Origin of the sequence: Streptomyces sp. NPDC102279 (assembly GCF_044766365.1) — a bacterium.
GTDB lineage: Bacteria > Actinomycetota > Actinomycetes > Streptomycetales > Streptomycetaceae > Streptomyces.
The window spans coordinates 168160-181598 of record NZ_JBIWLU010000008.1; the positions used below are offsets into that span (position 1 = coordinate 168160).

Genomic DNA, 13439 nt, shown 5'->3' on the forward strand with positions numbered 1-13439 from the left:
CTCCTCACAGGAGCCCCACGGCGGTGTCCACGGCCGCGGCGACATCGCCGTCCGCCGGGTAGAGCAGCGAACGTCCGACCACCAGACCCTGCACCGTGGGGAGTTGGAGCGCACCGCGCCACTTCTCGTACGCACCCTCCTGGTCCTCGCCGACATCTCCGCCCAGCAGCACCGCGGGCAGCGTGGACGTCTCCATGACACGGGCCATGTCGTCGGGGTTCTCGGTGACCGGGACCTTGAGCCAGGTGTACGCCGAACTGCCGCCCAGGCCGGCGGCGACGGCGAGGGACTTGGTGACGGCCTCGGCGCCCAGATCGTTGCGCAGGGTGCCGTCTTCCCGGCGACGACAGAGGAACGGTTCGACGAAGACCGGGAGTTGACGTTCCGCCATCGCGTCGATCACGCGGGCGGCCGACTCCAGGGTGCGCAGCGAGCCCGGGTCGTCGTAGTCGATGCGCAGCAGCAGTTTCCCCGCGTCGAAGCCGGACCGTTCGATGTCCTGGGGGCGGTGTCCGGTGAACCGGTCGTCCAGTTCGAAGGCCGAACCGGCGAGGCCGCCCCGGTTCATCGACCCGATGACCACCTTGTCGTCGAGGGCGCCGAGCAGCAGCAGGTCGTCGAGGATGTCGGCGGTGGCGAGGACGCCGTCGACGCCGGGGCGGGAGAGCGCGAGGCAGAGCCGCTCCAGCAGGTCGGCGCGGCTCGCCATGGCGAGCGCGCGGTCACCGACGGCCAGCACGCCGCGCGCCGGATGGTCGGCGGCGATGATCATCAGCCGGCCGGAGTCGTCGAGCAGGGGTCTGCGCACCCGTCGTGCGGCGACCTCCGCGACCGCCCCGGGGTGCCGGGCACGGGTCCGCGCGAGGCGGGCGACGTCGACGCGGGGGGACGGCGGGCGGAGCGGGGCGTAGGCCGTGGGCCGGGCGGCGGGGTCGGCCGGCGGACCCGCGTCGCCGCCCGGCTCCTGGTGCGCGCCCCCGACGTGACCCGCCCTCACCGCACCGCTCCGGCGGCGATCGCGTCCTCGACCTCGCGCGCGGTCGGCATCGCGGAGGAGCACTCCAGGCGGGAGGCGACGATGGCGCCCGCCGCGTTCGCGTAGCGCATGATCCGCTCCAGATCCCAGCCGGCGAGCAGCCCGTGGCAGAGGGACCCGCCGAACGCGTCGCCCGCGCCGAGGCCGTTGAGGACCTCGACCGGCAGGGGCGGGACCTCGGCGCAGGTGCCGTCGCGGTGGACGGCGAGCACACCCTTGGGGCCCTGCTTGACCACGGCGAGTTCCACACCGGCGGCCAGCAGGGCGGCGGCGGCGGTGTGCGGGTCGCGCTCCCCGGTGGCGATCTCCACCTCGTCGACGTTCCCGACGGCGACGGTGGTGTGGCGCAGTGCCTCCTTGTAGAAGGGGCGGGCCGACGCGGGGTCCTGCCAGAACATGGGGCGCCAGTCGAGGTCGAAGACCGTCGTACCGGACCGGCCGCGGTGGGCCAGCGCCGCGAGCGTGGCCGTGCGGCTGGGCTCCGCGCACAGCCCCGTGCCGGTGACCCAGAAGACCCGGGCGTCCCGGACGGCTTCGAGGTCGAGTTCGTGCGCGTCGATCTCCAGGTCGGGGGCCTTGGGCAGGCGGTAGAAGTAGAGCGGGAAGTCGTCCGGGGGAAAGATCTCGCAGAAGGTGACGGGGGTGGGCAGTCCGGGGACCGCGGTGACCCAGCGGTCGTCGACGCCGAAACCGCGCAGCGCGTCGTGCAGATAGACACCGAAGGGATCATCACCCGTCCGGGTGATGACGGCCGTACGCCGTCCGAGTCGCGCGGCGGCCACCGCGACGTTCGTCGCCGAGCCGCCGAGGAACTTGCCGAAGGACGTCACCCGGGCCAGCGGCACCCCCGCCTGCAGCGGGTAGAGGTCCACCCCGATCCGCCCCATGGTGATCAACTCGTACGCCATCCCGATCCCTTCCCTCCGGCTGCCCCCAGGTGTAGTCCCGCGCGGGGAGCCCTGTCAACGTTTTGTCCGGACATTCGGACGAGGCCCTTGACACCTCTTCGGAGCCGCCGGAAGCTGGCGCCCATGACGTCGTTGTCACCTCAGTCATCGCCGCGGTCCGAGCACCAGCCGTCGCCGGAGTCGTCGCCTTCGTCCTCACTGTCGCGCATCCGGATCGGTTCGGCTCCCGACTCCTGGGGCGTCTGGTTCCCCGACGACCCGCAGCAGGTTCCCTGGCAGCGCTTCCTCGACGAGGTCTCCGGCTCCGGGTACGAGTGGATCGAGCTGGGCCCCTACGGCTATCTGCCCACCGATCCCGCCGTCCTCAGGGAGGAGACGGCCCGGCGCGGGCTCACCGTCTCGGCGGGGACGGTCTTCACCGGGCTGCACCGGGGGCCCGAGGTCTGGGAGTCGACCTGGGAGCACGTCGCGGACATCGCCGCGCTGACCCAGGCGATGGGCGCGGAACACCTGGTCGTCATCCCGGCGTTCTGGCGCGACGACAAGACGGGCGCCGTGCTGGAGGACAGCACGCTGACCCCGACGCAGTGGCGCAGTCTCACCGCGCAGACCGAGCGGCTCGCCCACGAGGTGCGCGAGCGCTTCGGACTGCGGATCGTCGTCCACCCGCACGCCGACACGCACATCGACAGCGAGGAGAACGTCACGCGCTTCCTCGACGCGACCGACTCGTCGCTGGTCTCCCTGTGCCTCGACACCGGCCACTACGCCTACTGCGGCGGCGACAGCGTCAAGCTCATCGAGACGTACGGCGAACGCATCGGCTACCTCCACCTCAAGCAGGTGGACCCGCTGGTGCTGGCCTCGGTGCGCGCCGAGGAGGTCCCGTTCGGGCCCGCGGTCGCGCGCGGCGTGATGTGCGAACCGCCGTCGGGCGTACCGGCGCTGGAACCCGTCCTGGCCGCCGCGCAGCAGCTCGGCGTCGACCTCTTCGCGATCGTCGAGCAGGACATGTACCCGTGTCCGCCGGACAAGCCCCTGCCGATCGCCCGGCGCACCCGTGCGTTCCTGAGGTCCTGCGGGGCCTGATGTCCTGCGGGGCTGAGGTCCTGCGGGGCTCCGCGTACCTGGGGACCTGTGGAACTCGGGGCCGGTGGGACCCGTGGCCCCGGCGTCGGACTCCGCCTCGCGGCCCCGCTGGTGAGCGCGCAGCCCTCCCGGTGCGGCCACAAGGAGTTGCCCCTCACATGCCAATGCGTCACCCGTGTCACAAAAAACACCTCCGTGTCACAGATGTCCCGTGTACGCGGGTCTTGCGTCACACCCGGTCGACAGGCGCTGCCCGGCGCTCGGTCCGTGTCGTTCAAGGGGCACAGGCTTTGTGATCACCAGCGCAGCGCCCCGGCTCCCCCGCCGGCCGCACCAGGCCGCCGCCGCGGCGCGCGCAGGGAGGTGCCACGCATGACCGACCCCAGACTCTGGTCGTACAAGGAGATCGCCGCGCACATCAAGGTGCAGCCGGACACGGTGCGTTCCTACCGCAAGCACGGGCTGCTTCCTCCGCCCGACCACGTCGAGAGCGGGAAGCCCTACTGGTACGCGGACACCGTCCGCGCCTGGGTCGCCTCCCGCCCCGGAAACCGGGGACGCAGAACCGACTGACCACCCTTGGCCCGGCGCCCCGTCTCCGGTGGGGCACCGGGTCAGGGCGGTTACGCTCCCGCTCCCCGGCAGCACCTAATTCGATTGCCGCACCGCCGTGCGTCCGTCGATGATCCACCGATGAGCTTCTCCGAGAAACCCATGCTCACCGGCGAGAAGACCGTGCTGCGCCCGTTCACCGTGGACGACGCCCCGGTGATGGCGGAGATCCTGCGCGACCCCGACGTCCTGCGGCTCACCGGCAGCCCCGTCGAGGAGTTCGAGGCGGAACGGCTGCGCCAGTGGTACGGCACCCGGGCCGCGCAGACCGACCGGATGGACCTCGGCGTGGTGGACCGCGCCACAGGTGAACTGGTCGGCGAGGCCGTCCTGTTCGAGTGGGACGCGCGGAATCACAACTGCACGTTCCGTATCCTCGTCGGTCCGCGCGGCCGCGACCGCGGTCTCGGCACCGAGGCCACCCGGCTGATCCTGGGCCACGCCTTCGAGCAACTGGGCCTGCACCGCGTCTCGTTGCACGTCTTCACCTTCAACCCGCGGGCCCGGCGTGCCTACGAGAAGGCCGGCTTCGTGGCCGAGGGGGTCGAGCGGCAGACGCTGCTGCACGACGGGGAGTGGATCGACGCCGTACGGATGTCCGTGCTGGACCACGAATGGGCCGCCCACCGGGGCCGTCCCACCGCAACCGCGGCCTGACCCCCGACCCGCACCCTCACACCCTCGCCGCGCGGGTGGGTGTTCATCCAGCGGAGGTCGGCGTCCAGGTGGGCCGGTTCAGCGCTCAGGCCCACGGTTCGATGACCGTCACACCCGAGCCCGGCGCCGACCCCATGGCCGCCAGCGCGGCCGGGGCCGCGTCCAGGGCGATGGCGGACGTCACGAGAAGATCGGGCCGCAGGACTCCGGCGCGGACCAGCTCCAGCATCGCGGGGTAGGCGTGGGCCGCCATGCCGTGGCTGCCGAGGAGTTCGAGCTCCAGGCCGATCACCCGGGCCATGGGGACCGGGGTGACGCCGGTCGGCGAGGGCAGCAGGCCCACCTGGACATGGCGTCCGCGGCGGCGCAGTCCGTTCACCGAGGCGGCGCAGGTGGCGGGCGACCCGAGGGCGTCCAGGGACACGTGCGCGCCGCCGCCGGTCAGGTCACGCACCGCCTCCGCGGGGTCGGCCGCGGCGGAGGCGTCCACGCACTCCGCCGCCCCGAACTTCCGTGCCAGATCGAGCGCCGCCGGGGACACGTCGACGGCCACGACCCGCGCCCCGGACGCCGCCGCGATCATCACCGCCGACAGGCCGACGCCGCCGCACCCGTGCACCGCGACCCACTCCCCCGCGCTCACCCGCCCCTGGACGGCGACCGCGCGGAACGCCGTGGCGAACCGGCAGCCCAGCGACGCGGCCGTTCCGAAGGACATCTCCTCCGGGACCGCGACCAGGTTCACGTCCGCGTGGTCCAGCGCCACATACTCGGCGAAGGAGCCCCAGTGTGTGAAGCCCGGCTGGGTCTGCCGCTCGCAGACCTGCTGGTCACCCGCCGCGCACGCCGGGCAGCTCCCGCAGGCGCAGACGAACGGGACGGTCACGCGGTCACCGGCGCGCCAGCCGGTCACCCGGGACCCCACCGCCTCGACGACACCGGCCAGTTCATGGCCCGGCACGTGCGGCAGGGCGATGTCCGGGTCGTGGCCCATCCAGCCGTGCCAGTCGCTCCGGCACAGGCCGGTGGCCCCGACCCGCACCACCACTCCATGCTCCTCCGGCTCCGGGTCAGCGACCTCCCGGACCTCGGCCCGTTCCCCGTATCGCTCGAACACCACTGCCCGCATGGGTCCCGCCCTCCTCCGGAGATGACCTTCCGCGGGGAACCCTAAGGGCTCCTCAGCCGGCCTCCACCGGATCCCGGTCGGGCTCCGGCTCGCCCGCGAGCGCGGGTGACGGCGCCGGCCTCGCCGTGGACGCCTCCCCTTCGCTCAGGCCGAACCGGTCGTGGAAGCGGCGCAGCGGTCCTGGCGCCCACCAGGTGGCACGGCCGGTGAGGCGCATGACCGCCGGGACCAGCAGGCTGCGGACGACCATCGCGTCCATCAGGACGGCGAGCGCGATACCCAGGCCCAGCATCTTGGTGTTGGCCACCCGCGAGGTGCCTATGGCGACCATCACCACCGCGAGGATGACGGCGGCGGCGGTGATCAGTCCGCCGGTCCGCTGGAGCCCGAAGCGGACGGCCTGCTGGTGGTCGCCGGTGTGGTCGTACTCCTCCTTGATGCGGGAGAGGAGGAACACGCCGTAGTCCATGGACAGGCCGAAGGCGACGCAGAACATCAGGACCGGGAGCGTCGTCTCGATGGAACCGGAACTGGTGAAGTCGAGGAGGCCGGAGAGGTGGCCGTCCTGGAAGACCCAGACCACCGCGCCGAACATCGCGGTCAGGCTGAGCGCGTTGAGCAGCACGGCCTGCACGGGGATCAGCACGCTGCCGGTCAGCAGGAACACCAGGAGCAGGGTGACGACGGCGATGAACGCGGCGGCCCATGGGAGCCGGTCGCCTATCGCGTCCTTGGAGTCGACGAGGACGGCGGCCGTGCCGGTCACCGAGGTGGCGAACGGGGCGTTCGTGGAGCGCAGTTCACCCACCAGCCGCTGGGCGCCCTCGTCCACCGCCTCACCCTTGGGCAGCACCGTGAAGTAGGCCGCGTCCCCCTTCACCAGGGGTCCGTCCACCCGCCGCACCTCGGGCAGGGCGGCGATCCGCTTGCCGTACTCGGCGTACTGGGTGGTGGTGGCCGGGCCCTCGGCCAGGATCTTCAGGCCGCCGCCGGGGCTGCCCGGGAAGCCGTCGCGGACGTGTTGCTGGACGACATGGGACTCGGCCGTCGAGGGCAGCTGGCGGTCGTCCGCCGTGCCGAACTTGACGCCCAGGAAGGGCAGTCCGAGGACGATGAGACCGGCGGTGGTGGCCACGACGAAGAGCGGCGCCCTGCGCATCACGAGGGAGGCCATCCGGCCCCAGGCGGCCCCGCCGTCGGCGGCCCGGGGCGCGCCGCGCCGGAACAGGCGCCGCAGGTCCAGGGCGTTGACCCGGTGGCCGAGGAGCACGAGGGCCGCCGGGAGCAGGATCAGGGCGGCTCCGGCGGCCAGCAGCACCACGGCGATGCCGGCGTAGGCGAAGGAGCGCAGGAAGTACTGCGGGAAGAGCAGCATCGCGGCGAGCGACACCGCGACGGTAAGGGAGGAGAAGAGCACGGTGCGGCCCGCGGTGCGCAGGGTGGTGCCGACGGCGGCGCGCGGTGCGGCACCGGTGGCCAGCTCCTCGCGGAAGCGGCGGACGACGAACAAGGCGTAGTCGATGGCGAGGCCGAGTCCGAGGGCCGTCGTCAGGTTCATCGCGAAGACCGAGACGTCCGTGACCTCGGTGAGTCCGCGCAGCACGGCGTTGGTGCCGAGGATCGCGAAGATGCCGACGCCGAGCGGCAGCAGGGCCGCGATCGCGCTGCCGAAGACCATGACCAGCAGCAGGAGGGTCACCGGCAGGGCGATCAGCTCGGCCCGGGTCAGGTCCTCGCGGATTGTCGTCTGCATCTCGTGCCGCACGGCGACGGGTCCGCCGATCTCGACCTCGACGGGCCCGCTCCGGCCGCGGTACGAGGGGGCGAGGCGGTCCAGGGTGTCGGCGGCCGCCGTCTCGTCGCCGGTGATCCGCGCGGCGATCAGCGCCTCGTGACCGTCCCCGGCCTTCAGGGCGGGGGAACCGGACTGCCAGTACGACCCGACGCCGGTGACGCCCCGCTCCGCGGCCAGCCGCGCCGTGATGCGCTTCGCCTCCGCGGCGACGGCGGGGTCGTCCACCGAGGAGCCGCCCGCGTCCAGCAGGAGCAGCAGGTTGGGCTGCGAGGCGGGGAACTCCCGCTCCAGCGCCTTGGTCGCGTACGTCGACTCGGCGGTCGGGTCCTCCCAGCCTCCGCTGCCCAGCCGGTCGGCGACGCCGCTGCCGGCGACCACGGCGAGCGCGGTCAGCAGCAGGGCGACGAGAAGGGAGAGGCGGGGCCGTGCGGTCACGAACCGGGTCCAGCCGCCGAGCCGCGCGCCGGTGCCGAGGCCCTCCGCGTTCCCGCCCGCGCCCCGGGCCGGGCCGGGGTCCGTGCCCAGGTCCGCGGCCTCGCGCTTCCCCTGGCCGGGGCCCGTCGCGGGGCCGTCACCCGCGCTGTTGACTTCGGACATGATGCGGTGTCCCCTTCACCGTGACCCAGATGGCCCGCTTCCGTGCAGGCAGCATGGGTCGCCCATTGCCATAGAATCGGCAAACACGAGTCATCGCTCGCGTTCCGCAAGAATGCGAGTGACCGCTCGTGTTTGTCAATCGCGTCCCGAGAAGCTGGGGATAACCCGTGCCCGAGAATCAGCAGACCGAGGAGTCGCCGGCGCCGCAGGAGCGCGTCGAGGAGAAGCCGCGCCGCCGTCAGGCGCGCGGCGAACGCCGGATCGCCCAGCTCCTGGAGGCCGCGGCCTCGGTGTTCTGCCGGTCCGGCTACACGGGCGCGAGCACCAACGCGATCGCGCGCGAGGCCGGCGTCTCACCCGGCACGCTCTACCAGTTCTTCCCGAACAAGGAAGCCATCGCGGTCGGCCTCAGCGACCAGCTGCTGGAGCACTGGGCCACCTCGCACGGGCAGGCCCTCGCCACCGAGAACACCGGCCTCCCGCTCGACCGGATGCTCGACGCGGTGCTCGACCCGCTGATCGCGTTCAACGTGCAGAACCCCGCCTTCGGGGTCCTGATGCACGCCCCCGACACCCCGGGACGGATCGTCGAGGAGATCAGCACCCTGCACGGCGCGATCCTCACCCGGGTGGAGGACCTGATGGCGGCCCGCCTGCCCGACCGCCCGGCCGACGAACGCAGCCGTGCCGCGAACATGACGCTCATGCTCTTCAAGGCGGGCCTCACGCTGGTCATGGCCCACGAGGGTGCCGAACGGGACGCGTACATCACCGAGCTGAAGACGGTCATGTACCGCTATCTGGAACCGCTGCTCGAAAGTGGAGCCTCCGGCAGCGCCTGAGGCCCGACGGCTCCGGTCGGCGCGAGCGCGCCCGCCCGCAGCGGCAGCGACATCCCCGGCATCTGCCATAAAGTGCGGACAAATCAACGGTGATCGGCGGCGCCGATCCACCCCGAGGTCGGTTGGATTAATACCCCCTAGGGGTATAGCCTGGCGACAGTGGGAGGGAACCCTGGGTTCCCGGAGTCCCTTTCCGCACCCGTACGCAGCACACGCCTCGACGAGGAGTAACGCCATGACCGCCCAGACCGACACCCCGGGTTCCGTCACCGCCGTCTACCAGGTGAGCGGGATGAGCTGCGGGCACTGTGAAGGCTCCGTCAGCAGCGAGATCTCCGAGATCCCCGGCGTCAGCTCGGTGAAGGCCGTCGCCGCGACGGGTGAGGTCACCGTCGTCTCCGAGGCCGCCCTCGACGAGGCCGCCGTCCGCGCCGCGGTCGACGAGGCGGGCTTCGAGCTCGCCGCCCGGGCCTGAGCGGCCCGCACCCTTCCCCTCCGCACCGGGACGTGCCGACCAGCTGATACTGCCTCCGCACGGACCGGCTGACTCCGGGAGCCGGACGATGTCCACCGCACCACCCGAGATAGCCGTCGACGGGGCCTCGCAGGTCGAGCTCTCCATCGGCGGGATGACCTGCGCCTCCTGCGCCGCCCGCGTGGAGAAGAAGCTCAACCGCATGGACGGCGTCACCGCCACCGTCAACTACGCGACGGAGAAGGCCAGGGTCTCGTACCCGCAGGGGGTACAGGTCGCCGACCTGATCGCCACCGTCGTGAACACGGGTTACACCGCCGAGGAACCCCCTCCGCCGGCGCCGGAGGAGACCGCGCCGCCCGCCGCCGACGAGGACCCCGAGACGGCCTCCCTGCGCCGGCGCCTGACCGTCTCCGCCCTGCTCGCGCTGCCCGTCGTCCTGATGTCGATGGTCCCGCCCCTGCAGTTCGAGAACTGGCAGTGGCTCGCCCTGACGCTCGCCTCGCCCGTCGTGGTCTGGGGCGGACTGCCCTTCCACCGGGCCGCCCTGACGAACGCCCGGCACGGCGCCGCCACCATGGACACCCTCGTCTCGGTCGGCACCCTCGCGGCGTTCGGCTGGTCCCTGTGGGCGCTGTTCTTCGGCGACGCGGGGATGCCGGGCATGCGGGACAGCTTCTCGTTCACCGTCTCCCGTACGGACGGGGCCTCCACGCTCTATCTGGAGGTCGCCTCCGGCGTCATCGCCTTCATCCTGCTCGGCCGCTACCTGGAGGCCCGCTCCAAGCGGCGCGCGGGAGCGGCCCTGCGGGCCCTGATGGAACTGGGCGCCCGGGACGTCACCGTCCTGCGGGACGGCCGCGAGGTCCGCGTCCCCGTGGCGCGGCTGGCCGTCGGCGACCGTTTCGTCGTCCGGCCCGGCGAGAAGATCGCCACCGACGGCACGGTGGTCGAAGGCGTGTCGGCCGTCGACGCGTCCATGCTGACGGGCGAGTCCGTGCCCGTGGACGTGACCGTCGGCGCCACCGTCACCGGCGCGACCGTGAACGCCGGAGGCCGTCTCGTCGTCGAGGCCACCCGGATCGGCGCCGACACCCAGCTCGCGCGGATGGCCCGGCTGGTGGAGGACGCGCAGAACGGCAAGGCGGAGGTGCAGCGGCTCGCCGACCGGATCTCCGGGGTCTTCGTGCCCGTCGTGCTGCTCATCGCCCTCGGCACCTCCGCGGTGTGGATCGCCGCCACCGGCGACCCGGCCGCCGCGTTCACCGCCGCCGTCGCGGTGTTGATCATCGCCTGCCCCTGCGCGCTGGGCCTGGCCACGCCGACCGCCCTGATGGTCGGAACCGGCCGGGGAGCCCAGCTCGGCATCCTCATCAAGGGACCCGAGGTCCTGGAATCCACCCGCCGCGTCGACACCGTCGTCCTGGACAAGACCGGCACGGTGACGACCGGGCGCATGAGCCTCCACGAGGTGTACGTCGCCGAGGGCACCGCCGAGGAGGACGTCCTGCGGCTCGCCGGTGCCCTGGAGCACGCCTCCGAGCACCCGGTCGCCCGGGCCGTCGCGGCAGGCGCCAGGAAGCGCGTCGGCGACCTTCCGGCGCCCGAGCACTTCGAGAACGTGCCGGGCCGCGGCGTACGCGGCCGGGTGGAGGGTCACGAGGTCACCGTGGGCCGGTTCCCCGATCCGCTCCCGGACGCGCTGGCGCGGGCGAAGGACGCCGCCGAGGCGGAGGGGCGCACGGCCGTCGTGGTCGCCCTGGACGGCACGGCAGTGGGCGTCCTGACCGTCGCGGACACGATCAAGGAGACCAGCGCCGAGGCCGTACGTGACCTGCGGGCCCTCGGGCTCACACCGGTCCTGCTGACCGGGGACAACCGTGCGGTCGCCGAGGCCGTCGCGCGGGCGGTCGGCATCGACGCCGCCCACGTGTACGCCGAGGTGCTGCCCGAGGAGAAGGTCGCCGTCGTCGAGCGGCTCCGGGCCGAGGGACGCAGCGTCGCGATGGTCGGCGACGGGGTCAACGACGCGGCGGCGCTCGCCACCGCCGACCTGGGTCTCGCCATGGGCACGGGGACGGACGCGGCGATCGAGGCGAGCGACCTGACGCTGGTGCGCGGGGACCTGCGGGTGGCGGCGGACGCGATCCGGCTGGCGCGCAGGACCCTGTCGACGATCAGGGGAAACCTGGTCTGGGCGTTCGGCTACAACGTGGCGGCGCTGCCGCTGGCCGCCGCCGGGCTGCTGAACCCGATGATCGCGGGGGCGGCGATGGCCTTCTCCTCGGTGTTCGTGGTGACGAACAGCCTTCGGCTCCGGACATTCTCGTGACGACGGAGTTAAGAGTCCCCCTAGAGTCCAACGGCAGCCTCACATAAGCTCTTCACAAGGCTCGCGCATCTTCCTTACGCTGGGACCTCGATTCTCGTATCGGGGCTCTTGCCTATCTTCAGGACATATGCAAGAGACACAGATCACAGTGATGTGAACGTAACCATCGAAGGGGTTCGTGAGTCTAAGTTGGCGATGTCAGAAGCGTCTTGGGGGGCGTGACTGACATCTGGGGATGTCTTGGGGGACGTTCCCGGAAATTGCGTCGCCGGGGCGCGTACAGCGGGGAGCTTTGAGCGGCCCTCCCGATCCGTACGGGTCCCGGCAGATCGCACCGCACCGACCGCAACACGCGCACCACCGCAGCATGACGAGTTCTGCTCGTTCTGCTCACCGCCGGCCCCCGTGCCGGCACACAGCGATTCAGGCGCTGTCCCGCAGACGCCCGGCCGGATCCCGTGGGGGGAATCCGCACCGGGACAAGGAAAGCGCCCTGACTGCCGGCCCGTGGGGGGACCAGTAGCAGGGCGCTTTCCGTTTTCTGCTTCTTTGTACGGGCTCAGCGGGCCCCGCGTGCGGGGCCCGACCGTTTCGTACGAGCCTCAGCGACCCTCGACCGGCACGAAGTCGCGCTCGACGACACCCGTGTAGATCTGGCGGGGGCGACCGATGCGGGAGCCGGGCTCCTTGATCATCTCGTGCCACTGGGCGATCCAGCCGGGCAGCCGGCCGAGGGCGAACAGGACCGTGAACATCTCGGTCGGGAAGCCCATGGCCCGATAGATCAGACCCGTGTAGAAGTCGACGTTCGGGTAGAGGTTGCGCGAGACGAAGTAGTCGTCCGAGAGCGCGTGCTCCTCCAGCTTGAGGGCGATGTCCAGCAGCTCGTCGGACTTGCCGAGAGCGGACAGGACGTCGTGCGCGGCGGCCTTGATGATCTTCGCGCGCGGGTCGAAGGACTTGTACACCCGGTGGCCGAAGCCCATCAGGCGGACGCCGTCCTCCTTGTTCTTCACCTTGCGGATGAAGGAGTCGACGTCGCCGCCGTTGGCCTTGATGCCTTCCAGCATCTCCAGGACCGACTGGTTGGCGCCGCCGTGCAGCGGGCCCCACAGGGCGGAGATGCCGGCGGAGATCGAGGCGAACATGTTCGCCTGCGAGGAGCCGACCAGACGCACGGTGGAGGTCGAACAGTTCTGCTCGTGGTCCGCGTGCAGGATGAGCAGCTTGTCGAGCGCGGAGACGACGACCGGGTCCAGCTCGTACTCCTGCGCGGGGACCGAGAAGGTCATGCGCAGGAAGTTCTCGACGTACCCGAGGTCGTTGCGCGGGTAGACGAAGGGGTGGCCGATCGACTTCTTGTACGCGTACGCCGCGATCGTCGGAAGCTTCGCGAGCAGCCGGATCGTGGAGAGGTTGCGCTGCTTCTCGTCGAACGGGTTGTGGCTGTCCTGGTAGAAGGTGGACAGCGCCGAGACGACCGACGACAGCATCGCCATCGGGTGGGCGTCGCGCGGGAAGCCCCGGTAGAAGTTCTTGACGTCCTCGTGCAGCAGGGTGTGCTGCGTGATCTCGTTCTTGAACGTGGAGAGCTCGTCGACGTTCGGAAGCTCACCGTTGATCAGCAGGTAGGCCACCTCAAGGAAGGTGGAACGCTCGGCCAGCTGCTCGATCGGGTAGCCGCGGTAGCGGAGGATGCCCTGCTCACCGTCGAGATAGGTGATCGCGGATTTATAGGCGGCGGTGTTGCCGTACCCGCTGTCCAGCGTCACCAGACCGGTCTGGGCGCGGAGCTTGCCGATGTCGAAGCCCTTGTCGCCGACGGTGCTGTCGATCACCGGGTAGGTGTACTCGCCATCGCCGAACCGCAGTACTACAGAGTTGTCGCTCACGTCATCCCTCACCGACGTTGTGCCTCTTCTTCGAGGTGCCCTGACTGTCTCTACCATCCCCCATTTGGCCCTGGA

The 13439-nt window shown here is 71.4% G+C and carries 11 protein-coding genes; 6 read left to right on the plus strand and 5 right to left on the minus strand.

Translation table 11 applies throughout. The annotated features are described in order from the left end of the window. Positions 1 to 4: 4 nt before the first annotated feature. Complete coding sequence (locus ACIRQH_RS21905; protein ID WP_404226842.1) at positions 5 to 997, minus strand: deoxyribose-phosphate aldolase; 993 nt, start codon at positions 995 to 997, stop codon at positions 5 to 7. Next, complete coding sequence (iolC, locus tag ACIRQH_RS21910; protein WP_358814862.1) at positions 994 to 1944, minus strand: 5-dehydro-2-deoxygluconokinase; 951 nt, start codon at positions 1942 to 1944, stop codon at positions 994 to 996. Before iolC ends, ACIRQH_RS21905 begins: the two co-directional genes overlap by 4 nt. A gap of 123 nt (positions 1945 to 2067) precedes the next feature. Between iolC and ACIRQH_RS21915 the strand changes: the two genes are divergently transcribed. The 3 genes from ACIRQH_RS21915 to ACIRQH_RS21925 all read left to right on the plus strand — a co-directional run bounded on the left by ACIRQH_RS21915 (position 2068) and on the right by ACIRQH_RS21925 (position 4302). Continuing rightward, a complete protein-coding gene (locus ACIRQH_RS21915; protein ID WP_388865937.1) occupies positions 2068 to 3033 on the plus strand; it encodes a sugar phosphate isomerase/epimerase family protein in 966 nt (321 codons plus the stop codon). A gap of 372 nt (positions 3034 to 3405) precedes the next feature. Beyond that, complete coding sequence (locus ACIRQH_RS21920; RefSeq protein ID WP_081217364.1) at positions 3406 to 3606, plus strand: AlpA family transcriptional regulator; 201 nt, start codon at positions 3406 to 3408, stop codon at positions 3604 to 3606. Between the two features lie 120 nt (positions 3607 to 3726). Next, on the plus strand, positions 3727 to 4302 hold the full coding sequence (locus tag ACIRQH_RS21925) for a GNAT family N-acetyltransferase (RefSeq protein WP_404226843.1): 576 nt from the start codon (positions 3727 to 3729) through the stop codon (positions 4300 to 4302). Positions 4303 to 4387: 85 nt separating this feature from the next. Here ACIRQH_RS21925 and ACIRQH_RS21930 read toward each other — a convergent pair whose 3' ends face one another. Next, positions 4388 to 5431 (minus strand): zinc-dependent alcohol dehydrogenase family protein, encoded by a 1044-nt coding sequence (locus ACIRQH_RS21930; protein ID WP_404226844.1) that lies wholly within the window; start codon positions 5429 to 5431, stop codon positions 4388 to 4390. Positions 5432 to 5483: 52 nt separating this feature from the next. After that, on the minus strand, positions 5484 to 7823 hold the full coding sequence (locus ACIRQH_RS21935; RefSeq protein ID WP_404226845.1) for an MMPL family transporter: 2340 nt from the start codon (positions 7821 to 7823) through the stop codon (positions 5484 to 5486). Positions 7824 to 7990: 167 nt separating this feature from the next. On the opposite strand from ACIRQH_RS21935, the gene ACIRQH_RS21940 reads away from it, so the two are divergent. The 3 genes from ACIRQH_RS21940 (at position 7991) to ACIRQH_RS21950 (ending at position 11472) form a co-directional block, all read left to right on the plus strand. Next, positions 7991 to 8665, plus strand: coding sequence for a TetR family transcriptional regulator (locus ACIRQH_RS21940; protein ID WP_388931077.1), 675 nt, complete (start codon positions 7991 to 7993; stop codon positions 8663 to 8665). 235 nt (positions 8666 to 8900) lie between these two features. After that, on the plus strand, positions 8901 to 9140 hold the full coding sequence (locus tag ACIRQH_RS21945; protein WP_388931080.1) for a heavy-metal-associated domain-containing protein: 240 nt from the start codon (positions 8901 to 8903) through the stop codon (positions 9138 to 9140). An 88-nt stretch (positions 9141 to 9228) separates the two neighbouring features. Then, positions 9229 to 11472, plus strand: a complete 2244-nt coding sequence (locus ACIRQH_RS21950; protein ID WP_404226846.1) for a heavy metal translocating P-type ATPase — start codon at positions 9229 to 9231, stop codon at positions 11470 to 11472. A 602-nt stretch (positions 11473 to 12074) separates the two neighbouring features. On the opposite strand, the gene ACIRQH_RS21955 is transcribed toward ACIRQH_RS21950, so the two are convergent. Next, the gene (locus ACIRQH_RS21955) at positions 12075 to 13364 is read right to left on the minus strand and encodes a citrate synthase (protein ID WP_355863166.1); all 1290 of its coding nucleotides are present in this window, start codon (positions 13362 to 13364) and stop codon (positions 12075 to 12077) included. Between the last annotated feature and the right edge of the window lie 75 nt (positions 13365 to 13439).

Excerpts from the sequence above, each read along its gene's own strand:
- ACIRQH_RS21915 (WP_388865937.1), top strand. The coding sequence starts at position 2,068 with ATGACGTCGTTGTCACCTCAGTCATCGCCGCGGTCCGAGCACCAGCCG.
- ACIRQH_RS21935 (WP_404226845.1), bottom strand. The coding sequence starts at position 7,823 with ATGTCCGAAGTCAACAGCGCGGGTGACGGCCCCGCGACGGGCCCCGGC.
- ACIRQH_RS21945 (WP_388931080.1), top strand. The coding sequence starts at position 8,901 with ATGACCGCCCAGACCGACACCCCGGGTTCCGTCACCGCCGTCTACCAG.
- ACIRQH_RS21950 (WP_404226846.1), top strand. The coding sequence starts at position 9,229 with ATGTCCACCGCACCACCCGAGATAGCCGTCGACGGGGCCTCGCAGGTC.
- iolC (WP_358814862.1), bottom strand. The coding sequence starts at position 1,944 with ATGGCGTACGAGTTGATCACCATGGGGCGGATCGGGGTGGACCTCTAC.
- ACIRQH_RS21930 (WP_404226844.1), bottom strand. The coding sequence starts at position 5,431 with ATGCGGGCAGTGGTGTTCGAGCGATACGGGGAACGGGCCGAGGTCCGG.
- ACIRQH_RS21920 (WP_081217364.1), top strand. The coding sequence starts at position 3,406 with ATGACCGACCCCAGACTCTGGTCGTACAAGGAGATCGCCGCGCACATC.
- ACIRQH_RS21925 (WP_404226843.1), top strand. The coding sequence starts at position 3,727 with ATGAGCTTCTCCGAGAAACCCATGCTCACCGGCGAGAAGACCGTGCTG.